At 60.3% G+C, this 21,846-nt stretch carries 25 protein-coding genes; 7 read left to right on the top strand and 18 right to left on the bottom strand.

The window, feature by feature from the left end:
* Positions 1-17: 17 nt before the first annotated feature.
* Together LIY45_RS10335 and LIY45_RS10330 are read right to left on the bottom strand one after the other, a co-directional pair.
* Positions 18-2,393 (bottom strand): RND family transporter, encoded by a 2,376-nt coding sequence (locus LIY45_RS10335; RefSeq protein ID WP_226476234.1) that lies wholly within the window; start codon positions 2,391-2,393, stop codon positions 18-20.
* 15 nt (positions 2,394-2,408) lie between these two features.
* Positions 2,409-3,449 carry a YCF48-related protein gene (locus tag LIY45_RS10330; RefSeq protein ID WP_260525294.1) on the bottom strand — a complete coding sequence of 347 codons (1,041 nt, stop codon included), beginning with the start codon at positions 3,447-3,449 and terminating at the stop codon, positions 2,409-2,411.
* A 426-nt stretch (positions 3,450-3,875) separates the two neighbouring features.
* Between LIY45_RS10330 and LIY45_RS10325 the strand changes: the two genes are divergently transcribed.
* Positions 3,876-4,991 (top strand): Gfo/Idh/MocA family oxidoreductase, encoded by a 1,116-nt coding sequence (locus LIY45_RS10325; RefSeq protein ID WP_226476232.1) that lies wholly within the window; start codon positions 3,876-3,878, stop codon positions 4,989-4,991.
* 203 nt (positions 4,992-5,194) lie between these two features.
* Here LIY45_RS10325 and LIY45_RS10320 read toward each other — a convergent pair whose 3' ends face one another.
* On the bottom strand, positions 5,195-6,100 hold the full coding sequence (locus tag LIY45_RS10320) for a hypothetical protein (RefSeq protein WP_003219728.1): 906 nt from the start codon (positions 6,098-6,100) through the stop codon (positions 5,195-5,197).
* A gap of 368 nt (positions 6,101-6,468) precedes the next feature.
* On the opposite strand from LIY45_RS10320, the gene LIY45_RS10315 reads away from it, so the two are divergent.
* Together LIY45_RS10315 and LIY45_RS10310 are read left to right on the top strand one after the other, a co-directional pair.
* Complete coding sequence (locus LIY45_RS10315; RefSeq protein ID WP_003219726.1) at positions 6,469-7,152, top strand: response regulator transcription factor; 684 nt, start codon at positions 6,469-6,471, stop codon at positions 7,150-7,152.
* Entirely contained in the window at positions 7,130-8,527 is a 1,398-nt protein-coding gene (locus tag LIY45_RS10310; protein ID WP_226476231.1) for a HAMP domain-containing sensor histidine kinase, read from the top strand. Before LIY45_RS10315 ends, LIY45_RS10310 begins: the two co-directional genes overlap by 23 nt.
* Positions 8,528-8,660: 133 nt before the next feature.
* On the opposite strand, the gene LIY45_RS10305 is transcribed toward LIY45_RS10310, so the two are convergent.
* The 3 genes from LIY45_RS10305 to LIY45_RS10295 are packed head-to-tail and all read right to left on the bottom strand — an operon-like array spanning position 8,661 to position 10,925.
* The gene (locus tag LIY45_RS10305; protein ID WP_226476230.1) at positions 8,661-9,077 is read right to left on the bottom strand and encodes an SRPBCC family protein; all 417 of its coding nucleotides are present in this window, start codon (positions 9,075-9,077) and stop codon (positions 8,661-8,663) included.
* Positions 9,078-9,106: 29 nt separating this feature from the next.
* Positions 9,107-9,904, bottom strand: coding sequence for an SDR family oxidoreductase (locus LIY45_RS10300; RefSeq protein WP_226476229.1), 798 nt, complete (start codon positions 9,902-9,904; stop codon positions 9,107-9,109).
* A 16-nt stretch (positions 9,905-9,920) separates the two neighbouring features.
* Complete coding sequence (locus LIY45_RS10295; protein ID WP_226476228.1) at positions 9,921-10,925, bottom strand: aldo/keto reductase; 1,005 nt, start codon at positions 10,923-10,925, stop codon at positions 9,921-9,923.
* 118 nt (positions 10,926-11,043) lie between these two features.
* Between LIY45_RS10295 and LIY45_RS10290 the strand changes: the two genes are divergently transcribed.
* On the top strand, positions 11,044-11,931 hold the full coding sequence (locus LIY45_RS10290) for a LysR substrate-binding domain-containing protein (protein WP_226476227.1): 888 nt from the start codon (positions 11,044-11,046) through the stop codon (positions 11,929-11,931).
* Here the strand turns inward: LIY45_RS10290 and LIY45_RS10285 are convergent.
* The 7 genes from LIY45_RS10285 to LIY45_RS10255 all read right to left on the bottom strand — a co-directional run bounded on the left by LIY45_RS10285 (position 11,906) and on the right by LIY45_RS10255 (position 16,440).
* Positions 11,906-12,676 (bottom strand): hypothetical protein, encoded by a 771-nt coding sequence (locus tag LIY45_RS10285; RefSeq protein WP_226476226.1) that lies wholly within the window; start codon positions 12,674-12,676, stop codon positions 11,906-11,908. The genes LIY45_RS10290 and LIY45_RS10285 overlap by 26 nt on opposite strands.
* Before the next feature lie 74 nt (positions 12,677-12,750).
* On the bottom strand, positions 12,751-13,938 hold the full coding sequence (locus LIY45_RS10280) for a phospholipase D family protein (protein ID WP_226476225.1): 1,188 nt from the start codon (positions 13,936-13,938) through the stop codon (positions 12,751-12,753).
* A gap of 204 nt (positions 13,939-14,142) precedes the next feature.
* Entirely contained in the window at positions 14,143-14,352 is a 210-nt protein-coding gene (locus LIY45_RS10275) for a YXWGXW repeat-containing protein (protein WP_076016843.1), read from the bottom strand.
* A gap of 237 nt (positions 14,353-14,589) precedes the next feature.
* The gene (locus tag LIY45_RS10270) at positions 14,590-15,066 is read right to left on the bottom strand and encodes a periplasmic heavy metal sensor (protein ID WP_226476224.1); all 477 of its coding nucleotides are present in this window, start codon (positions 15,064-15,066) and stop codon (positions 14,590-14,592) included.
* Positions 15,063-15,494 (bottom strand): hypothetical protein, encoded by a 432-nt coding sequence (locus LIY45_RS10265; protein WP_017477134.1) that lies wholly within the window; start codon positions 15,492-15,494, stop codon positions 15,063-15,065. The genes LIY45_RS10270 and LIY45_RS10265 overlap by 4 nt, the downstream gene beginning before the upstream one ends.
* Positions 15,491-16,072: an RNA polymerase sigma factor gene (locus LIY45_RS10260; RefSeq protein WP_017477133.1), complete on the bottom strand. Its 582-nt coding sequence runs from the start codon at positions 16,070-16,072 to the stop codon at positions 15,491-15,493. Before LIY45_RS10260 ends, LIY45_RS10265 begins: the two co-directional genes overlap by 4 nt.
* Before the next feature lie 47 nt (positions 16,073-16,119).
* Positions 16,120-16,440: a YXWGXW repeat-containing protein gene (locus tag LIY45_RS10255; RefSeq protein ID WP_226476223.1), complete on the bottom strand. Its 321-nt coding sequence runs from the start codon at positions 16,438-16,440 to the stop codon at positions 16,120-16,122.
* A 269-nt stretch (positions 16,441-16,709) separates the two neighbouring features.
* On the opposite strand from LIY45_RS10255, the gene LIY45_RS10250 reads away from it, so the two are divergent.
* On the top strand, positions 16,710-16,853 hold the full coding sequence (locus LIY45_RS10250; protein WP_167410160.1) for a hypothetical protein: 144 nt from the start codon (positions 16,710-16,712) through the stop codon (positions 16,851-16,853).
* A gap of 4 nt (positions 16,854-16,857) precedes the next feature.
* Here LIY45_RS10250 and LIY45_RS10245 read toward each other — a convergent pair whose 3' ends face one another.
* Positions 16,858-17,106 (bottom strand): DUF1652 domain-containing protein, encoded by a 249-nt coding sequence (locus LIY45_RS10245; protein WP_017477131.1) that lies wholly within the window; start codon positions 17,104-17,106, stop codon positions 16,858-16,860.
* A gap of 244 nt (positions 17,107-17,350) precedes the next feature.
* Between LIY45_RS10245 and LIY45_RS10240 the strand changes: the two genes are divergently transcribed.
* Positions 17,351-18,295, top strand: coding sequence for a diguanylate cyclase (locus LIY45_RS10240; protein ID WP_226476222.1), 945 nt, complete (start codon positions 17,351-17,353; stop codon positions 18,293-18,295).
* 287 nt (positions 18,296-18,582) lie between these two features.
* On the opposite strand, the gene LIY45_RS10235 is transcribed toward LIY45_RS10240, so the two are convergent.
* The 4 genes from LIY45_RS10235 to LIY45_RS10220 all read right to left on the bottom strand — a co-directional run bounded on the left by LIY45_RS10235 (position 18,583) and on the right by LIY45_RS10220 (position 21,028).
* A complete protein-coding gene (locus LIY45_RS10235; protein ID WP_226476221.1) occupies positions 18,583-18,843 on the bottom strand; it encodes a disks large-associated family protein in 261 nt (86 codons plus the stop codon).
* A gap of 128 nt (positions 18,844-18,971) precedes the next feature.
* Positions 18,972-19,871, bottom strand: a complete 900-nt coding sequence (locus LIY45_RS10230; RefSeq protein WP_226476220.1) for an AraC family transcriptional regulator — start codon at positions 19,869-19,871, stop codon at positions 18,972-18,974.
* Between the two features lie 36 nt (positions 19,872-19,907).
* A complete protein-coding gene (locus tag LIY45_RS10225; protein ID WP_177055127.1) occupies positions 19,908-20,603 on the bottom strand; it encodes a fumarylacetoacetate hydrolase family protein in 696 nt (231 codons plus the stop codon).
* Between the two features lie 95 nt (positions 20,604-20,698).
* Complete coding sequence (locus tag LIY45_RS10220) at positions 20,699-21,028, bottom strand: hypothetical protein (RefSeq protein ID WP_017477125.1); 330 nt, start codon at positions 21,026-21,028, stop codon at positions 20,699-20,701.
* A 213-nt stretch (positions 21,029-21,241) separates the two neighbouring features.
* Here LIY45_RS10220 and LIY45_RS10215 point away from each other — a divergent pair, with 213 nt between their 5' ends.
* Positions 21,242-21,787 carry a hypothetical protein gene (locus tag LIY45_RS10215; RefSeq protein WP_226476219.1) on the top strand — a complete coding sequence of 182 codons (546 nt, stop codon included), beginning with the start codon at positions 21,242-21,244 and terminating at the stop codon, positions 21,785-21,787.
* Positions 21,788-21,846: the final 59 nt, after the last annotated feature.

Raw genomic sequence — 21,846 nt, 5'->3', positions numbered from 1 at the left:
CCGTAACGCCTGCAGGCTTAGTGAGCAAACAACGAATTGCCCTTCTGCCCCGCCAGCTTCTCGGGCTTGATCAGGAAGCGTGCCAGCGCCGGCAGCAGCCACAGCGCGCCGAACATGTTCCACAACAGCATGAAGGTCAGCATCAGGCCCATGTCGGCCTGGAACTTGATCGCCGAGAAAATCCACGTGGCCACGCCGATGGCCAGGCACAGGCCGGTGAACAGCACGGCTTTACCGGTGGATTTCAGCGTCTGGTAATAGGCTTCCTGCAACGGCAAACCGGCCCGCAGGAAACTCTCCAGGCGGCTGTAGATGTAGATGCCGTAGTCCACGCCAATCCCCACGCCCAGGGCCACCACCGGCAAGGTCGCGACCTTGACGCCGATGCCCATGAACGCCATCAGCGCGTTGCCCAGCACTGAGGTCAGCACCAGCGGCAGCACGATGCACAGGGTCGCCGCCCAGGAGCGGAAGGTGATCATGCACATGGTGGCCACGCACAGGTACACCAGGATCAGGATGGTCAGCTCGGACTCCTTGATCACCTCGTTGGTGGCGGCTTCGATCCCGGCGTTACCGGCGGCGAGGATGAATTCCAGGCCGTCCTTGTTGTTCTCCTTGGCGAAGTCCTGCACCGCATGCACCGCGCGGTCGAGGGTTTCGGCCTTGTGGTCGTTGAGGAACACCAGCACCGGCGCCAGGGAGCAATTGTTGTTGTACAGGCCATCGGCACGGGCGATGGAGTTGTTCAGCACGTCAGGGTTACGGGACAGGGTTTCCCATTTCAGGTTGCCCTCGTTCATGCCCTTGATCATCTGCTTGGACACGGTCACCAGCGAGATGGCCGACTGCACGCCCTCGGTGTTCTGCATCTTCCACATCAACTGGTCGATGGGCGCCATGGCTTCATAACGCGAGCAGCCTTCCGGCGGCGTCTTGACCATTACCACCAGCACGTCGGAGCTGGTGGAGTAGTTGTTGATGATGAAGTTGTTGTCCTTGTTGTAGCGCGAGTCCGGGCGCAGCTCCGGTGCGCCCTGGTCGAGGTCGCCGATCTTCAGGTTCTGGCTGTACCAGAGGCCGCCACCGAAGGCGACCAATGCCAACGCAATCGACACCGGCGCGACGTTGGGGCTGGCGAATTTCGACAGCAGGCGCCAGAACGGGTGTTCGCGGTGTGCATCTTTCTTGCTGCGCTCGATGGCCCGTTTACTGATGCCGACGTAGGAGATCGCCACCGGCAGCAGGATCAGGTTGGTGAACACGATCACCGCCACACCCACCGAGGCGCCAATGGCCAGTTCGCGGATCACGCCGATGTCGATGATCAGCAGGGTGATAAAGCCGACGGCGTCGGCAAGGATCGCGATCATTCCCGGCAGGAACAACTGGCGGAAGGTGCGCCGGGCGGCGGTCAGGGCATTGTCGGCGTCACTGGATTGCAGGGCGATCCCGTTGATCTTCTGCACGCCGTGGGAAATACCGATGGCGAAGATCAGGAACGGCACCAGCATCGAGTAGGGATCGAGCCCGAAACCCAGGGCATGCATCAACCCAAGCTGCCAGATAACCGCCACCAGCGTGGTGCTCAACACCGCGACGGTACTGCGCAGGCAGTGGGTGAACCACAGCAGCAGCACCAGGGTGATGACGAAGGCGATACCGAAGAACATCACCACCATCACCAGGCCGTCGATCAGGTCGCCGACCTTCTTGGCAAACCCGACGATGTGGATCTTGACGTTGGGGTTCTGGGCTTCGAACTTGTCGCGGATCTTGTCTTCGAGTTCATGGGAGAACTTGCGATAGTCCAGGGCCAGCAACTTGCCCTGGTCTTGGGGGGCCGGGTAGGACTCCAGCAGCGGAATGTCGACGATGCTCGACTTGAAATCGTTGGCCACCAGCCGCCCGACTTGCCCGGACTTGAGCACGTTGTTGCGCAACTGATCGAGGCTTTCCGGTGAGCCGTTGTAGCTCTGCGGGATCACCTCACCGCCGGCAAAACCTTCCTCGGTGACTTCGGTCCAGCGCACGCTGGGGCTCCACAGGGACTTGAGCCCGGAGCGGTCGACGCCGGAGATGTAGAACACCTCGTCGTTGATCTGGCGCAGGGTCTCCATGTACTCCTTCGTGAAGATGTCACCGTCCTTGGCTTCCACCGAGATGCGCACCGTGTTGCCCAGGTTCGCCAGGTCGTTGCGGTGCTCCATCATCTTCTCGATGAAGGGGTGCTTGAGGGGGATCATTTTTTCGAAGCTGGTGGACGGGCGAATCAACGTCGCCTGCCAGAACAGGAAAATACTCACCAGCAGGCAGATCGTGATCACTGCCGGGCGGTTATTGAAAATCAGGCGCTCGAGAAACGTGGCCTTGTCGTTGTGATGACTGCTCATGGTGTCCCCGCCTTCTTATTGTTTTGTCGGATCGGCGCCGGTTGGACTGGCCACGCGAACGCCGCCCTGCCCCGCCAGAATCAAGTTGCCGTTGCCCGCCGCCGTGACCGCCGACAGCGAAATGCGGTCCGGACGATTGAATACGCTGAAGGTCAGGCCGTCGTCGTGGCTGACCACCACGCTGCCACCATTGCCCACCACCACGATGGAACCGTCGTCCAGCAGGGTCGCCCCCGACAAACCGAACTCCAGCGCACCACGAGTGGCGTTCAGCTCCACCGGCTCCCAGGTGCTGCCAAAATCCGTGGAGCGAAACAGGTTGCCGCGCAGGCCATACGCCAACAGGGTCTGCGCCTGGGCGGTGCCGATCACGCCGAACAGCGAGCCCTCGTAGGGGCCTTCGAGTTTTTCCCAGGTTTGCCCTTCGTCATGGGAGCGGAACATGCTGCCCTGCTCACCGACGATAAACAGCCCGGCGTCTTTCACCTGGGCGATGGCGTTGAGGTGGAATTGGTCTTCGTTGTCGAGGCGGTCGCTGACGTCATCCCAGGTCTTGCCGCCGTCGGTGGTTTCGATCAGCGCACCGTAGGCACCCACCGCAAAGCCGTTGCTGGCGTCTTTGAACCAGACGTCGAGCAGCGGCGCTTCGCGCTTGAGGTCCTGGAATTGTTGAATCCAGGTCACGCCGCCATCGGTGGTGGCGAGGATCTGTGCGTCATGGCCCACCGCCCAGCCGTGTTGCTCGTCGGCGAAAAATACGGCGGTCAGCAGTTGCCGGGTGGGGACTTTGGCTTGAGTCCAGGTGGCGCCCTGGTCGTCGGAATAGAGGATGTGCCCGCGATCACCGACCGCGACCAGGCGTTTGCCTGCGTGCACCACGTCAATCATCAGGCTTTTGGCAGCCTTGGGGGAATCAATGGCAAACACCGCGGCGGCGGTGGTTTCAGTGGCGGCGTGGGCCGGTGTCGACAACGCGACAACCCCCAGCAACGAGAGCGCTGTGGCCAGCAATGCGACCCTGCGCGTGGCCTTCGGGCGGAAAAACACCACACCCATGACAGGCTCACTCATAGACCTTTCTCCCATTTATTATTGTTAGGTCGTCTTGCCGTGGGGAGCCCTGAAACCTGCAATCTAGAGCGCCTTGGGCAAGCTGGGCCATCCTAGCGGGCTTTGGAATCGTCTGACAATCGGCGCTACGTTATGTTTTGTTAACTGGAGGGGGTTTGAGCCGGTGCTGAATGTAGCGCTATCAGCAGCGGTGATCGTGGGGGGCTGTTGTGGCGAGGGCGCTTGCTCCCGCTGGAGTGCGCAGCGCTCCCAGGCTTTTTGGGGCCGCTGCGCAGCCCAGCGGGAGCAAGCTCCCTCGCCACGGGGTGAGGTGTGGGCCTTGGAAATGAATTTTTATTCTATGTATTGAGTTTTGAGAATATTTATTCCATAAATAGCCTTCTCAAAACAATAATTCGAAGGAACCCGGCAATGCGCGAACTCGGAATCGGCCTGATTGGCACAGGCTTTATGGGGCGTGCCCACGCCCTGGCGTTCAATAACGCACGGGCGGTGTTTGAACTGCCGGTGAAGCTCACCCTGGCCGCCCTGGCCGATGCCGATGCCGAGCGCGCGACACGCTGCGCCGCAGACTGGGGGTTTGCCCAGGCCCATGGCGACTGGCAGCAGTTGATCGACGATCCCAAGGTGGATGTCGTCGCCATCACGACCCCTAACCATTTGCACTACCCGATGGCCATGGCTGCGCTGGCGGCGGGCAAGGCGGTGTATTGCGAGAAGCCGCTGGCGGTGAGCCTCGAACAGGCGGCTGCCATGCGTGATGCAGCGAGCAAGGCCGGGGTGGTGACGCGGGTGGGTTACAACTATCAGCACAATCCGATGATTGGCCTGGCTCGGCAATTGATCCGCAGCGGTGAGTTGGGAGAGATCATCAGTTTTCAGGGGGAATTCAGCGAGGACTTCATGGCGGATGCATCGTCGCCGTGGTCGTGGCGCTGTGAGGTCGGGCATGCCGGCGGTGCCTTGGCGGACTTGGGCAGTCACTTGCTGTCCATGGCGCGGTATTTGGTGGGGGATGTGCTGAGTGTGTGCGCCGATACGCAGACAGTGCATGGGCAGCGGCCGGCTACGGCGGGGAGTCAAACACTGCGGGAGATTGCGGTGGATGATCAGGTGCATGGGTTGCTGCGCTTTGCCAATGGTGCGCGGGGGACGGTGAGCAGCAGTTGGCTCAAGCATGGGTATAAGAATCACCTGAGCTTTGAGATCAGTGGCACCCGGGGCACGTTGTTGTTTGATCAGGAACGGTTGAATGAATTGCAGCTGTTTCGGGTTGGGCAGGATGGGTTTCAGCGGGTGTTGGCGGGGCCTTCGTTGCCAGGGTATGCGGCGTTCAGTCCGGCGCCGGGGCATCAGTTGGGGTACAACGAGTTGAAGACGCTGGAGGTGCATGAGTTGCTGATGGCGTTGGCTGGCAAGGGCAGCGACGGGACGGATTTTGCGGCGGCTTGGGAGGTTGAGCGGTTGGCCACGGCGATTCGGGTGGCGGCCAAGGAGGAGCGGTGGGTCAGGCTGAATGAGGTCTAAATGTGGGAGCGGGCTTGCTCGCGAAGGCAGTGTGTCAGCCAGTACATCTGGCGACTGACACACCGCTTTCGCGAGCAAGCCCACTCCCACATTGGACCGAGCAAGCCTCAGGATCAGTGCATGAAGATCGCGATCAGGATAATGACCGGGATAGGCACACCGAGGAAAAACAGCAGTAATGAGCGCATGAGGTTCTCCTTGAATTAACGGACGGAAGTGGTGTGGGGAGTGGTTTCCAGGTACACCACGGCATCCCGGCGACGACCGCCAAAGGTTGCAGCGAGGCTGGCGAAAAACGCACCGATCAACAGCGCCACGAAGGTCCACAGCGAGGTGTAGGCAGCCACTTTTGCAGCCGTGTCGGCAGCCTGCTTGGCTTTCAACTTGGCATCATCCAGCGCTTTTTGAGCCTGGCCATAGACCTGGTCAACACGCGCCTCGGCATCGGCCTGGCTGAGGTTGGTCCGCTGGCTGATCAACTGTGCAAGGTACGCACGGTCTTCAGGTGCCAACTGACCGTTGTTGCTCACGGTGCGAGCGAAGATGCGGGCGACCACACCGTGCACGGCGTCATCGCTGACGGCTGCCGGGCGGTCATCACGGAACAGGCTGTCGACGTAGTAGCCGAAGTCCTCACCCTTGGAGGCTGCGCCAGCCACCTGGCTCATGCCACTGACGGCACCCGATGCCACACTGGCACCGGCCTTCACACCACCGCTGACCACACTGCTGACCGAACCGACGATCAGCACCGCCGTCACCAGTGTCGCCACGGCCCAGGCCAGGAAGCCATGGGCGGTGTCGCGGAAGTACACCTCATCGCCGTGCATATTGGCCCATTTCACCCGCAGGCGACCGGCGATGTAACCGCCCATCCCCGACGCGATGATTTGCGTAACCGCCAGCCAGACAATGGTGGAAATGCCAAGCCCTTTGGCGCTGATACCACTGTCGGCCCAAGGCGAAACCGCCGAAAAGCCCAGGCCGAAGCCCAGCAGTACCAGAATCAAGGACAGCGCAGCCGCGGCGGCAGCCCCGGCAAAGATCGCGCCCCAGGAAACCCCGGAGAGCGTGCTCGACTCTTGCAGCGTGGATGAGGATGTGATCATTGTTGTTTTGCTCCAGGCATGAAAAATAGTGTTACAAGTCTCAAAAGGGACAGTGCAGGCGACGTGCCAGAAGCCCTGAAATTAAAACTTCATATATTTCAATCAGTTAAGTAATTTGAACTAATTTAAACCATGCAACTTGCAAGAAATGCCCTGGCGCGGCGGGCGTAATGCATTCCTTGTAGGAAACAACCCTTGAGCAAGCGGTGGCCTGCAAAAAATCCTACATGCACAGCCTTCGTTCAGATTCAGCGGGGTAAGGTGAATTGTGTGGTTTGTACCTACATAAATTTTTATTTAGGAAGCGCGCTATCATTTCTTGGCAAAATGCCCGCACTTCAGTGTGAATCGCTCACCAGGTAATCCTTATGACCCGCATTTTGACCATCGAGGACGACGCCGTAACGGCCCGCGAGATCGTTGCAGAGCTGAGTAGCCATGGACTGGACGTAGACTGGGTAGACAATGGCCGCGAAGGCCTGGTCCGTGCCGTCAGCGGTGATTACGACTTGATCACTCTCGACCGCATGCTCCCGGAACTGGATGGCCTGGCCATCGTCACCACCCTGCGCACCATCGGCGTCTCCACACCGATCCTGATGATCAGCGCCCTCTCCGACGTGGATGAACGGGTACGCGGCCTGCGCGCCGGCGGTGATGACTACCTGACCAAACCGTTCGCCTCCGACGAAATGGCCGCCCGCGTCGAAGTGCTGCTGCGACGCAAAAGCACGGTCAAGGAATTCGAAACCGCCCTGCGCGTAGCGGATCTGGAACTGAACCTGATCAGCCGTGAAGCCAGTCGCGCCGAACAACCCCTGAGCCTGTTGCCGACGGAATACAAGCTGCTGGAATTCCTGATGCGCAACACCGGGCAAATCCTCTCGCGGATGATGATCTTCGAGGAGGTCTGGGGTTATCACTTCGACCCGGGCACCAACCTGATCGACGTGCACATTGGTCGCCTGCGTAAAAAAATCGACCCGCCGGGCCTCACGCCGCTGATCCGCACGGTACGAGGCTCCGGGTATGTCATTGCTGAACCCCTCTAAAGGCTGGCGCTCCTCCAGCAGCCGGCTGCTGGCGCTCTACAGTTCGTTGTTCGTGGCCTGGAGCTGCATCCTCATGGGTGTGCTCTACTACGAGGTGTCCGGTTACCTGGGCGACCTCTCGCGCCACTCCCTGATGCAGCGCCAGCACCTGTTCCAGCGCTTTGACGGCGAAGAACTGGTGGAAGCCCTGACCACCAGCATGACTTTCGACATGAAGGGCGTTGACGCCTACGGCCTGTTCGACGACCAGTTCAACCCCATCAGCGGCCCGATCCGCGTGATACCGCCGGACCTGCCAATGGACGGGCACATCCACGCCCTGGCCAACTGCATTGACTCCGACGATCCGAAACTGCCCCGCGACAGCTGCGACGCCGTGGCCACCCACACCGAAGACGGCCGCTGGCTGATTTTGGTGCGCGCCAACGGCTCGCTGTTTGGCGTGACCCGGATCATCCTGCACGCCTTGCTGTGGGGCATCACCCTGACGATCATTCCCGGGGCCGCGGGTTGGCACCTGCTGCGCCGGCGCCCGTTGCGGCGGATTCGCGGGATCCAGGCGAGTGCCGAAGCCATCGTGGCCGGCGACCTGACCCACCGTTTACCGTTGTCAGACCGACGCGACGAACTGGACATGCTGGCGGCCATCGTCAACGCGATGCTCGACCGCATCGAGAAGCTGATGAACGAGGTCAAGGGCGTGTGCGACAACATCGCCCACGACCTGCGCACCCCGCTGACCCGCCTGCGGGCGCAGCTGTACCGGATCCAGCAGCAGGCCGACGAAGACGCACCCCACGCCCTGCAACTGGACGCGGCCATCGCCGAAACCGACACCTTGATGGCGCGCTTTCGCGGCCTGCTGCGGATTTCCGAACTGGAAGACCATCAGCGTCGCTCAGGCTTTCTGGTGCTTGATCCCCTGCCCTTGCTGCAGGAACTCCACGACTTCTACCTGCCCCTGGCAGAAGAAGGCCAGATGGAACTGCTGCTGCAAGTGCCGGACTCGTTGCCCTGGATCACCGGCGACCGCGCGCTGCTGTTCGAAGCCTTGGCCAACCTGCTGAGCAACTCGATCAAATTCACCCCGCCGGGCGGCGAAGTGATTTTGCGCGGCGTAAACGATGCCGGTAGCACCCGCATCGAAGTGCTCGACTCCGGCCCCGGGATTCCGGCAGCGGAACGGGCCGCGGTGTTCCAGCGTTTTTATCGAGTGGACGAAGGCAATCAACAGCAAGGCGGGTTTGGCTTGGGGCTGTCGATTGTGGCCGCGATCATCAACCTGCACGGTTTCAAACTGGAAGTCGGCAGCAGCGAGAGTGGCGGCGCGAAGCTGATCCTCGAATGCCGCCAGCAACTGATGCCCGAAGCCTGAAGAACACCGCTGTAAAATGTGGGAGCTGGCTTGCCTGCGATGCAGGCACCTCGGTTTATCAGTGATACCGAGTTGATGCTATCGCAGGCAAGCCAGCTCCCACCTTTGACCTCATTGACCCCAAGCCAATATTTCAGCCTGGGAAATTGCCCCGCAGCGCTTCCAGCCCGCCGCTGTAGACACCGCTGAACAACGCCTCCACCGCCGCATCCGTCACACCGGCCACCGGGGTAAACACACCCGACCAGGTGACCTTGGCGGTGCTGTCCGTCAATGCCTCAACCGTCAACGTCGCCAGGTACTCACTCACCGGAAACGGCGACTCGCTGATGGAGTAGCTGTAAGTACGTGCCGCGTTATCAAAGCGTTGCAGACGCTCCACCACCACACCACCATCAGCCGTTTGCAGATGGCGCACACGGCCGCCTTCACTCGGCTCGCTCTTGGCGATAAAGGGCAGCCAGTCCGGCAGCGAATTGAAGCCGCCGACCAATTGCCAAACCTGTTCGGCCGACACCGGGATTTCAATAACAGCAGATGCTTTTGCCACGATTAACACTCCAAACCATTCAAGAAAAATCAGATCGCCATGCTGTCGACAACACCGCCGTCGACCCGCAATGCGGCCCCGGTGGTGGCAGAGGACAGCGGTGAAGCAATGTACGCCACCAGATTCGCCACTTCATCCACATTCGCTGCGCGCTGGATGATCGACGTCGGCCGCGCATTGCGCACAAACACATCCGCCTCGTCCCGCGCACTGCGCCCGGACTTGGCCACGGCGTCCTTGAGCATGTGCTCCAGGCCATCGGTAAAGGTCGGCCCCGGCAGGATCGCATTGACCGTCACCCCGGTGCCCGCCAGGCGTTTGGCCAAGCCATGGGACACCGCCAGGTTGGCGCTTTTGGTGACGCCGTAGTTGATCATGTCGGCGGGCGTTGCCACACCCGATTCCGACGATACAAAGATCACCCGGCCCCAGCCCTGCTCGACCATGCCCGGCGTATAGTGCCGCGACAAACGCACGCCGGAGATCACGTTGACCTCGTAGAAACGCGTCCACTCGCTGTCGGGGGCGTCGAAGAAATCGACGTCGTTGAAGATCCCGAGGTTGTTCACCAGGATGTCGGCCCGCGGCTCGGCGGCGAACAGTTTTTCGGCGCCCTCGGCCGTGCCCAGATCTGCCACCAGACCACGCAGCTCAGCGCCGGGGACGGCCTGGCGAATGGTCGCCAGCGCCTCGTCGACCTTGCCCGACTCACGCCCGATCACCACCACCGTGGCGCCGGATTGCGCCAGGGCCTGGCTGATGCCCAGGCCGATGCCGGCGGTGCTGCCACTGACGATTGCGACTTTGCCACTGATATCAATTTTCATGTTCGCGTTCCTATGGTTAGAGCGGCAGCGGTGCACGAGCCGAAATCAATCGGGCGTCGCGCAGGGCCTGCCAAAAGGCTGCGGGAATCTTCTCTGACAACGCCGCAACGTCTTCGGCAATTCGACCCGGACGACTGGCACCCGGAATCACTGCCGCCACCGCCGGATGAGCCAGGGAGAATTGCAGTGCAGCGGCTTTCACACTCACGCCATGAGCAGCGGCAATCGCCTTGATCTGCTCGACCTTGCTGATGATCGCCGGGCTGGCTTTCTGGTACTCAAAATGCGCACCGCCCGCCAGGATGCCGGAGCTGTAAGGGCCGCCGACCACGATTTCGACGTTCTGCGCCAGGGCCGCGTCCATCAGGCGCTGCAAGGCACGTTCGTGGTCGAGCAAAGTGTAGCGCCCGGCGAGCAGGAAGCCGTCGGGCTGGGCTTCGGTCAGGTCCAGGGTCAACTCGCACGGCTCAACACGGTTGACGCCCAGGCCCCAGGCCTTGATCACGCCTTCTTCACGCAGGCGGGTCAGCACCTTGAAAGCCCCAGTGCGCGCCTGGTTGAAGTAGTCCAGCCATTGGTCCCCGTAGAAGTCCTGGGCGATGTCGTGAATCCACACAATGTCGAGGCGGTCGGTTTGCAGGCGGTTCAGGCTGTCTTCGATGGAGCGCAGGGTGGCATCGGCGCTGTAGTCATTGACCATCTTGTTCGGTCGGCCGTGTTCGAACACACCGCTTTTCTCGCCGAGGTCGCGGGCGGTTTCTTCCACTTCATCCAGGATCACCCGGCCGACCTTGGTGCTGAGCACATAGTCGTCACGGTTGTACTTGGACAGGGCCTGGCCCAGGCGAATTTCCGAGAGGCCCGAACCGTAGAACGGTGCGGTGTCGAAGTAGCGCACGCCCTGGTTCCAGGCCGCTTCAACGGTGGCTTGCGCCTCTTCTTCCGCAATTGCGCGGAACATGTTGCCCAAGGGGGCGGTGCCAAAACCCAGCACGCCGGGCAGTTTGTCTTTCAAGCTCATGGGGTGAATCCTCAAGATTGTTCAAGGTCGCTGTGGCGACCGTTGAGCAGATCCTAGATTGCAGAGATCAGACCGTCCAAGACATACTGCGACCAACTTGAGTCCCTACGGGTCTGACATGATCGATTTCCGCCAATTGCGCTACTTCGTTGTAGTCGCTGAAGAAGAACACGTGGGGCGTGCTGCCGAACGGTTGCACATCTCCCAATCGCCCCTGAGCCGGCAGATTGCCCAGTTGGAAGAGCGCCTGGGCCTGACCCTGTTCGAGCGCAGCCAACAGCGTATCCGCCTGACCCGCGACGGCCAGACGTTTCTTGCCGAAACCAAGGCGCTGCTGACCCACGCCAACCGCCTGGAATCCCTGGGCCGGCGATTGGGCAAAGGCGAAGAAGGCGGTCTGTGCATCGGCTACATCGAAAACGCCATGCACGCGGGCGTGTTGCCCAACGCTCTGAAGGTATTGCGCGGTGCGCGGCCCAACGTGCATATCGCGCTGTACAACCTGCCCTCCACTGAGCAACTGGAAGGCTTGCGCCAACGCAGCCTGGACATCGCCCTGGTGGGTGAACCACCGGCGGCGGATGACCCGGACCTGATCGCCCTGCAAGTGCTGGACGACCCGATGCTGCTGGCGCTGCCCGAACAGCACCCGCTGGCCAGCGTCAGCGAATTACTGCCTGAGCATCTGGCCGAGCAACAATGGATTGGCGTGCAACGCAAAGCGGGTGCAAACCCGGCGGATGACTTTGTTGCGGCGTGCATTCGGGCAGGGTTTACCCCGCAGATTCCGATGGAAGCCAGCGAGCCGTTTACCGCGTTAGGATTGGTGGCGTCGGGGTTGGGTGTGGCGATGGTGCAAAAGGGTTTGAGCCGCAATGCACCACCGGGCGTGGTGCTGCGGGAACTGCCGTGGCTGACCTACACCACGCCGCTGTGGGCGGCGTGGCATCGGATCAATTTGCGGCCGTTGGTGGAGACGTTCAGGAAGGTGTTGACGGAGGACTAGCGACGGGCTCGGCACTCAACACTGGAGCTGTTGCAGGGGCGGGTACCGCCTGCTCTTTCTGCTTGTTTCTGGAAAGGTTCGAGAGATTGATTTCCCCCCTGACCTTGGCAAGACGAATAGCCACTGCCAGTACAAAAAGATAGGGGAAAAGATAGGTAAATTCTCTGCTTCCCTTTGCCTCTTCCAGTAAAAACTCGTGATCTCGTAACTCTTTCTCAGCCTTGGAAAGCTCGTCAAACGTCTTTTCCAAACCTGTCAGCCGGTTAATGACTTCCGGATCTTTGTATTGCGTCTTTAAGGCACCCGCCAGCCTTAACGTGTCATAGAAACGTATGCGTGTCAGCTCATCGGCCTTTCTATCAATGACGTATTGCTCAAACAGCGTGCATGCCCGGATCCGTTCATCCCGAGCAGAAGGACTCGGCCTCGCGTCAATGACTGCGGACGCGCACATATCAGGCGACCCCATTTTCGCCCCGACCGAAACCACATTACGCCACAGATTCTCAACACCGCCTCGATCGAGGGAAACTTGTGTTTCGTACCAGTCTTTTTTAACCACGTTGCAGGCCGCTACCAGACCGAGTGCCCCAAAGAGCAGCCAGAAATAATCAATTCGTTTCCAGCCGATATCAGTTTTTATAAACCGGGAGAAAAAAAATAGAGAGGCAAAAAATACGATGATTCCGAAAGCCGACAATTTTATCGGATCCATCGCGTATGCGATCACACTGGGCATGTCCATTTCAGCTCCATCAGATGCCTTTATAAGGCGTCTTTCCTTAAAATAAAATGTGCAAAAACAACGGATATGAACAGCTACTTCTGCACGTAAAAAATAGCATCCAGCATCGCCGCCCTTCCCTTCCAGGCTTCCAGTTCGTCGGGAGCCGCAGGTTTCGGCGCGCTCCACCATGGCGCTGCCATTAATCGCAGCACGACCTCATCCCAGTAGCGCCCATAGTCAATTTGATCAGGTCGTGGAATACCCACATCTTCAGCCAACTTCGCGCGGTTGGCCGAGTCAATACAGAGAAAGGTGTCAGGTCGCTTCATCGCCAATAACCGTGTGGCCGTGCCAATGCCATGGCGTCCGTTGGCAAAAGCCTTGACGTACTCTTCGACAAATCCGTCGTAGTCGGACCGGCTGACTGCACCCTCCAGCGGGATCTTGTCCAGCGCCAAGGAAAGCCCAGGCGCGCCCTGAAGAACAAGGCTGCGAAACACACCCGCCCCGGTCATGCTGCCAAACCATTCGGAATTCGGAAGAAAGCTGCTTTTTACCCCGGCGATACCGCGACGAATCTGCACATCCATATCGTTAAAATGGGCGTGTTTTTCGAATGCGTTGCGTACGGTTTTGAGCAATGAGATGCGGTGTTTAAACCCGTGAATTGGGTCTTGCTGGATCCGCGCAAAATAGGTAGCCCAATCCATGCTCATCACTGTCGAATCAATCGCAGGTTTGCCGGCCTCCCGGCCACCGTACTGGTCCGCCAAGCAGTCCAACTCCGGCCGCTTCAGCTTCCAGATACGACGGTAGTTGGCAGCCTCATCGAGATTGATAGTGCGCGCGTTGGCGGTATAACCGGCGATGAGTTCCAACACTTCGTCCTTGAAAGATGAGTCGGTGTCAGCACTGGTGATTAAGGTGGTCAGTTCGGTGTTCACCTTGAATGCGCCAGCCGTCAGGTTGGCGCTACCGATCAACACGGCCCAGGAATGTTCATCCCAGAACACATATACCTTGGGGTGAAACACACCGTTAGGTTGCACGACGAACCGTACGGAGTCTGAACCAACAAACTCATCCAACACATCAGGATGGGTTTGATAAAAATGTGTACCGATCACAGCAGACTTAATCTTGCTACGGTGGGTGATCAGAGTCGCAAATACTTCGGTGCCGGAAGACGCCCATGCAACACCAAAACTGATATTGGAATACTGGGCGATCAACCGCAGAAACGTGGTTTTAAAGCTTTTGTTCGTACTGATCAGCTTCATGAATATCCCTATTGAGAATCGTCCGGGTGCGAACGATATCATATAGACATCATTCGATTGATTCCAAACTGATCGTGGGAGCTGTCGAGCGTTGGCGAGGCTGCGATGGGATCGCTTGGATGTCACTGTCGAATCAAGGTGATGCCATCGCAGGCAAGCCAGCTCCCACAGGGTTTCAGTGTCTCAGTCGAAAATGTGGAGGGTTCAATACCGCCAATGCCCCGGCACCCATAACCACTGCCCGTTCCCCCAGCGATAGTGCCCCCGCACCCACTGATACCCCGGCGCCGGTGCCACCGGCACGACCTCAACCAACGGCGGCGGGCGCCGCGGATGAACAGGTTCGACAATACAACCGGATAACGCCGCCGCCATCAACGTGGCGGCCAGCGTGGCCTTGAATATGCGGGACATGGCACGGTTCCCCAATGAGACTAGCCGTCGCCTGAGTGGCGGGCTTACCCGGGTTAAACGCGGCCAACCGGGAAAATCCGTCGCCCGTCTCGGTTATTAATGCTCGTTCCCACGCTCTGCGTGGGCACGCATCCCGTGACGCTCCGCGTCACCACGGCGCAAGACTTGAACCTTGCTTCGCCAACTGGACGCAGAGCGTCCGGGGCGGCATTCCCACGCAGCGCGTGGGAACGATCTTCAGTGGTTCTTGGCGGCCTTGCCCTTCGCCTGCCCCTTCATATACAACGCTTCCACCAACCGCTGGCGTTCATCCCGGGGCAAGGTGTTGGCGAACTGCGCCAGGGTGTTGTCCACCAGCGCCCGGAGCGCCATGTCCGCCTCCCGGGCCTTGCCCAGATCCGTCACCAGCGCTTCACGGTCCAGGGTCGGCGCCTCCAGTTGCTTGATCACGTCCAGCCGCGCCTCACGCCCGGCAAGTACCAGCGGCTGGCTGTCGGCGCGGTTCTGGCGCAGCAGTTGGCGCAATTCCTTGCGCCGCTCCGGCGGCAGCTTGACCATCGCCTGGCGCAGGCCATGCTGATTCACCACCGCTTCGGCGGGCTTGGCATTGGCCAGCCAGTGGTACAGGCCACCGCCGACACCACCGATCAAAAACACGTTGAACAACACCGACACAACCAGCAGCGGCTTCAGGTACTTGGGTGACGGGGTCATTGCTCGCTTTCCTCGGCGTTGACGGTGAAGACGACGTCGGCGTCGCCCTGGTCGAAGACACTGGGCAGTACTTCAGGACCGAGCGTGGGCAGCGGTACGCTCAAGGACGCCACCAGGATGCCGGCAGCTATCCCGGCGATGCCCACGCCGACGAAGCCGGCGGGCGATAGCCAGCCGGCGTAGCGTGCCCAAAAGGACTGGCGCTGGGGGAACGACTGGCGAATCTGCCGCGCCAGCGCCGGGTCGACGGGCGCCAGTTGATAGGCGTCCAACTGGCCATCGAGCCATCGCGCCTGGTGCAGCACCTCGAGTGCGCCGGCATCGCCTGCGTCCAGCAGTGCCTGGGCCTGCGCCTGTTCGGCACGGGGCCAGCGGTGCAGGTGGCCGCCGTAAGCCTCGGCCAGTTGGGCAAATCGTTCGGGCGTCATGGTTTTCCCCTTCCTGGGCGGGCGGGCCCGGGTGTGTCGTCAAGGTAACTGCGCAGGTTGCGCCGGGCCCGTGACAGCAAGCTCTCCAGTGCCTCGACGCTGATGTTCATCAGCGCCGCAGCGTCGATATTCGACAGCTCTTGATAGTACTGCAGCACAATCGCCTCGCGCTGGCGATCAGGCAGCGACGCCAGCGCCGCCGCCATATGCTCACTGCGGGCGGCGGCTTCCAGCTGTTCATCGGGGGCTGGCGCGCTGTCCAGCACTTCGTTCATGGCCTCGTCGTCGTGCAGCGGGCGCTCCTTGCGCCGACGCAAATGGTCATGGCACAGGTTGAGCACCACGCGGTGCAACCAGGTGTCGAAACGCGCTTCGCCGCTGCGCCAGCTCGCAGCCTGGCGCCAGATACGCAGGAAGCTTTCCTGGGCCACGTCCCTGGCCTCATCGGCATCCCCGAGGATCCGACTGGCGAGCGCGAGCAAACGCGGCAGTTTGCGCGTCACCATTTCGTTGATGGCCGCCGGTTCGTTGTTACCGATGCGGGCCAACAGCTCAACGTCCGGATCAGTGTCTTTCAATAGGGCAAGTCTCGGTCCGGTGGCTAAGGGTCAGGTTGACGGGATGGTCAGCGGACCCAGTGCCCTTCTCTCCAGTACCAGTTGGGGCCGCGTGATTCCCAGTGGCCGGGTTCCCAGCGGGCGTTGCGCATGACCGGCTGCCAATGGCCCGGCACCCACACGTAGCCACGTCCTTGATAACGCCAATGCCCGCGGTCCCACACATAGCCAGGGCGCCCCATGGGAACCGCCTCGACACGCATCGGCGGAGGTGCATCGCGGATGATCACTTCGGTCTGGGCAAACGTCGGCGTGCTGACCAGGGCGGACAGTGCCAGCGGGATCAACAAGGCATAACGTAATTTGGCCAGCGGTCGTGCAAGTCTCATGACAACTCCTTCATCGGCGATCGCCAGTGATCGCAGCTGTAGGGTTGAACGGCAGGTGTCCGAATAATCCGTCGCGTTAAAATCAACTTTTTTCGCGACCGCTCAGGACTGCACACAGGGTCAGTATTGCCCAGGGTTTGCGGGGGGTTGATGAAATATGCAAATCGCTGCGACGGATTTGGCCAGGCGGTTGCGTTCAAGGGTTAACCGCTAGCAATCGGCAAGCACTTTTGTCGATTGGCAGCGTTCACTACCTTGAGGAAATCACCATGACCCGTCGAATTTCACTGCTGGTTGCCGCAGTCCTGCTCATGAACCTTGGCGGTTGCGTATTCCTGCCTGGCCACCGTGATCACTGCTGCTGGCGCGGTTACGGGGTGGTAACCACCCCGACGGCACAGGCCATTTCCTGAGCCGCTAGCTGACCGCCGCAAACCCTCTGCGCCCGGCCTTGATCTCGGTGCGCAGTTCGCCAATCAGGTTTGAGATGGAACGGATGCTGTCCAGACCCTGGGGCGACACGCGGGTCAGCAGCAGGTCGACGCGCCCGGACGCCGGGTCGAAGATGTTGATGCGCAGCGAACCATCGCTGTTCAGCGAGCAGTCGCAGGCGAGCGGCAGGAAGCCGGACTCCATGATATGGCGAAACTCGGCGATCGAAACCATGCGGGCACCCTTCCCTGTTCGGGGCTCGGAGGACGTGATCCGTCTAGGGTAGATGAGCTTTTTCAACCTGCCCGGGAATTAATTCAAAAGTGATACTTGGTGCGCAATTCGGCTGAAACCGCTGGCCGGCTGACGCCAGAAAAACCACACCGACACCTCTCATCCGATGCCGCGGGAAGCGCTTGATTCCTGGCGATGATGGCCAGATGCTATGGTCTTTTTACCGCCCTCAAGAGCATCCCCCATGAGCATCGAACCTCTGATCGAACCCGACAGTGCCGTGTACAAGACGTTGCTCGAATCCACCAAGGCCATCCCCTGGCGCATCGACTGGGCAACCATGACTTTCAGCTACATCGGCCCGCAGATCGAGGCGCTGCTGGGCTGGACGCCGCAGAGCTGGGCCACCGTCGATGACTGGGTGGAACGCATGCACCCCGACGACCGCGAGTACGTGGTCAACTTCTGCGTCTCCCAGTCCCGCGCCGGGGTCGACCACGAAGCCGATTACCGGGCGCTGACCGCCAGCGGCGAGTACGTGTGGATTCGCGACGTGGTGCATGTGGAGCGCAAGGACGGCGAGGTGCAGGCGCTGATCGGCTTCATGTTCGATATCAGCGAGCGCAAGAAGACCGAGGAACACCTGATCCGCCTGCAAAAACAGTTGGAGGAATATTCGTTCCAGGACGGCCTCACCGGTATCGCCAACCGGCGCATGTTCGACACCGTGCTGGCGCGGGAATGGACCAGTGCCCAGCGCAGCCAGTTGCCGCTGTCGTTGATCCTGTTGGATATCGACTATTTCAAGCAGTACAACGACCTCTACGGGCATATCAAGGGTGATGAATGCCTGCGGCAAGTGGCGCATACGCTCTCCCGGGCGGCCAACCGGCCACGGGACTTCATCGCGCGTATCGGCGGTGAGGAGTTTGTGTGGTTGCTGCCGGAAACCGATGCCGAATCCGCCCGCCGTGTGGCCGAACGCTGCCTGCACCTGATCCGCCAGCAGCAGATCGAGCACGGGCATTCGGCGGTGTCGAATTTGCTGACATTGAGCCTGGGGGTGGGCACTTGCACGGTAAAGCCGGGCAGCGCGGCGCTGGCCTTTGTCGAAGCCGTCGACAAGTTGCTGTACCAGGCCAAGCGCAATGGCCGGATGCGCGCAGAGTTTGCCGACATAGAGGATTGATACAACCCTCAAATCGCGGGCAAAAAAAATCCCAAGTAGCTGATGGAAACTTGGGATTTAAAAATGCATAAACCGTGGGAGGTGAACGCCCGGCTATATTACCGAGCGGCAAAACTTGTAACAAGATAATTTTCAACCTTTCGTCGGATTAAAACAGCGCTAAGTCATTCAATAACCACACATTTTTAATGGATCCGATTATTGGAAGTGCCACTTTTTGGTGCAACAACGCCCTGTATTAAACACACTTGCGCCGTTTAATTCCGCGATAAAAATAAGGTTATTGATTAGAAGTGCGTGGGCTTCTTCAAAAAATGCTCAAACAGGTGTTTGCAGGGATCCACCAGCACAAGTTCGTTCTGAGCCGTGCTGCGCGAAACGCTGGCTGCCTGCCGGCATAACGCCAGGCGCTCCGCCGCCTCTTCCCTCTGCCGGTCTACCTGGGCATTGAGCCGAACGAAATAGGCCCCCAACAACACTGCGACACACAGAACCCCGACGACAAAATAGCGGAAGGCGTTGGATTGAGGGGGTTCCAGCTCACTCATACACTCATTGCACCTTGTGTTTCTGATAGCGAACGTCGTCGCCCAGCTTCTCACCGAGACGCCCAATTGTATGTAAATTGAAACACATTGGTTGTGTTGGATTTGTAAAACACTCAGCGGATTGCGCGTTAACCCTGCTCACGCCGCCTGAACTGCCCCGGCGCGAGCCCGTGGGCCTTGCGAAAACACCGGGAAAAATAGGCCTCGTCGGTAAACCCGCAGCGGTGCGCAATTGCGCCGATCATCTGCGGGCTGTTGAGCAACAGCGTGCGCGCCAGTTGCATGCGCCGGTCGAGCACCAATTGCGAGAAGGGTTTGCCGGTTTCCTTGCGCAACAGGTGGGTCAGGTAGTTGGGGGACAGAAAGGCTGCCGCCGCCGCATCGGTCAGGTTCAGCGACGGCTCGTGCAAATGCTCACGGATGTAGCCTTGCACCCGAGCCAGGGCGTCCTTGCGGCCACGGCGGGTGGCGTTGTTGGCGGCGAACGCCTGGAGCGGTTCGGCGTACTGCTGGCACACCAGCCCGATCAGCTGGAACAGGTAACCCTTGAGCCGCTCTCGGGCGCCGAAGCTGCGGTGGGCGTCGAGGATGCGCATGTGTTCCAGCCAGGTTTTGACTTCCTCGAATGCAGCGTCTTCAAGGATAAAGTCCAGCTGCTCCTGAAAGCGGAACGGCGACAGTTCCGGGGCCTGGCCGATGGGAATGTCTTCCAGGTCCAGCGGGTCGCAGGTCAGTTGCGGCAGGAAAAAGCCCTGGCTGAAATTGATCAGCATGAAGTCGCCGTCTTCGGGATGGGGAATCACGTGCAGGCGATGGGGCAGGATAAAGGCCAGGGCCTTTTTCGGGAACGGGCGCACCGCGCCGCCGATGTGCTGCACGGTGTCGCCGCCCAGGTTGATCTGGATCTGGAAGTATTCGTGGCGATGGGGACTGGTCAGCGCCGCCCTGCCCCGCTTGTCGCGGATGTAGAAGTCGGAGCGGTCGCTGCGTTGTTCCATGCCATAGGTGGTGATGCGGGTGCCGGGCATACGTACTTCTCGGAGGGCCTGGGCACCACTGTAGCGTCAACCCTGGCCGAGGGTGAAGCTCAGCTCCGCCAGGCCGTCGATTCCGGCGGTCACCACATCGCCCGGCTGCAAGGCGCCGACGCCTGCCGGGGTGCCGGTGAAGATCAGGTCGCCGGCCTTCAATGCCACCGATTTGGAAGCGTGGCTGATCACCTCGCTGACCGACCAGATCTGGTCCGCCAGGTCGCCCACTTGGCGTTGCTCGCCATTGACCTTGAGCCAGATACGCCCGCTGACCGGATGGCCAACGGCGCTCACCGGCTGCAACGGGGTGCAGGGTGCCGACTCATCGAAGGCCTTGGCCCATTCCCACGGCCGCGACAGCTTTTTCGCCTGGGCCTGGAGGTCACGGCGGGTCAGGTCGATGCCCAAGCCGTAACCCCAGATATGCGCAAAGGCGTCTTCCGGGGCGATGTCCACGCCGCCCTTGCCGATGGCCACCACCAACTCGACTTCATGGTGCAGGTCGGCGGTCAATGGCGGATAGGCGATCACGCCCTCGGCAGGCACCACGGCATCCGCCGGTTTCATGAAAAAGAACGGCGGCTCGCGGTCGGGGTCGTGGCCCATTTCGCGGGCATGTTCGCTGTAGTTGCGCCCGACACAGAACACCCGACGCAGGGGGAAGCGCGCGTCGTCGCCGTGGATGGCGAGGGATGGAGTTTCGTTGGGAGTGATGACGTAGCGGGTCATGGCATGTGCCTCTTCGGTTACCTGGGGCCAGTATGCGGACTGGCCTCAGGGCGAAGTTGGACAGGCTTACGCAGATTTTGTACTGGGCGGTGCAATCATTTACGCGCCAGCTTGTAGCGCAGACAGTCCTGATAAAAACTCTGGCGAATCACCTCGGGCTTGACCCGGGAGCGGCTGTCGTAGGTCTGCTCGGTGATGCCCATGGCCATCATGTGCATCCAGGGTTTCTTGAACTGGTAGGTCTTGAGCTTCTGCCGCGCGGCGTACAGCGAGACGCCCGACAGCTTCAATTCCTGGGCCCGGGCTGCGGTGCCCGCGCCCCAGCTGCACATGTACTTGTCGTTGTCCCGCAGCTCCCGTGCCTCAACCGAAACCGCCCCACCCGCCATTGCGCAGGCGATCAGCATGATTCCAACATTGCGCATTTGCATCCCGCCTAACCACCTGAAAATAAAAGTGATTTTGGCGAGATTTTCGTTACACAGGGGCCAGCAAATTGCCTTCTCGATGATTTTCCCGACAGGTACCAGAGGCAAAAAGCTACGCATTGCTCAAGGCCTTTTGCCACTATTTGTTGCCGACCTGCCAGCGTCTGACGATAATCGCCGCGCTCTCCCACACTCACGCAAGGAAACGCCGTGAAAAAGCTTCTACTGTTGACCCCATTGCTCGCGCTGCTGTTGCAAGGCTGCGGCGTCACCATGACGCAATACGAGCCGAACTTCGACAACGTCCAGGTCCTCAAGCACGCAGCGCCGCTGCAACCCGTCAGCAATGCCCAGGTGACGGCCGCGTCGGGCGAAGGCTCGTTGTCCGTACGTGCCAACCCGATCCGCTCGCCCAGTGGCAGCATCCCGGCGCATATCCAGGCTGCGATCACCCAGGAACTGCAACTCGCAGGCCTGCTGAACCCGCAAGCGGAACGTCATCTGCAAGTGCTGGTGGTGAAGAATTCGCTGTCGGCAGGCATGGGCTCCGGCCACGGCACGCTGGCCGCGCGGTTTACCCTGCTCAAGGGCAATGACGTGGTGTACGACGCGACCAAGGAAGTGAATCACACCTGGTCCAGTTCGTTCTTCGGATTCATTGCGATCCCGAATGCCGCCAACGCCTACAACCCGATGGTGCGGGATTTGCTCAAGGCGTTGTACAGCGACCCGCTGTTCATCAAGGCGCTTAAGTAAGGCCCAGGCTGCGAGGGCCGGTCACCCTGCCCTCGCAGCTATTTAGAACGTTCAGTTAC

The organism is Pseudomonas sp. MWU16-30323 (genome assembly GCF_020515595.1).
Taxonomy (GTDB): domain Bacteria; phylum Pseudomonadota; class Gammaproteobacteria; order Pseudomonadales; family Pseudomonadaceae; genus Aquipseudomonas; species Aquipseudomonas yamanorum.
This window is presented reverse-complemented; position numbering and strand designations above follow the sequence as displayed.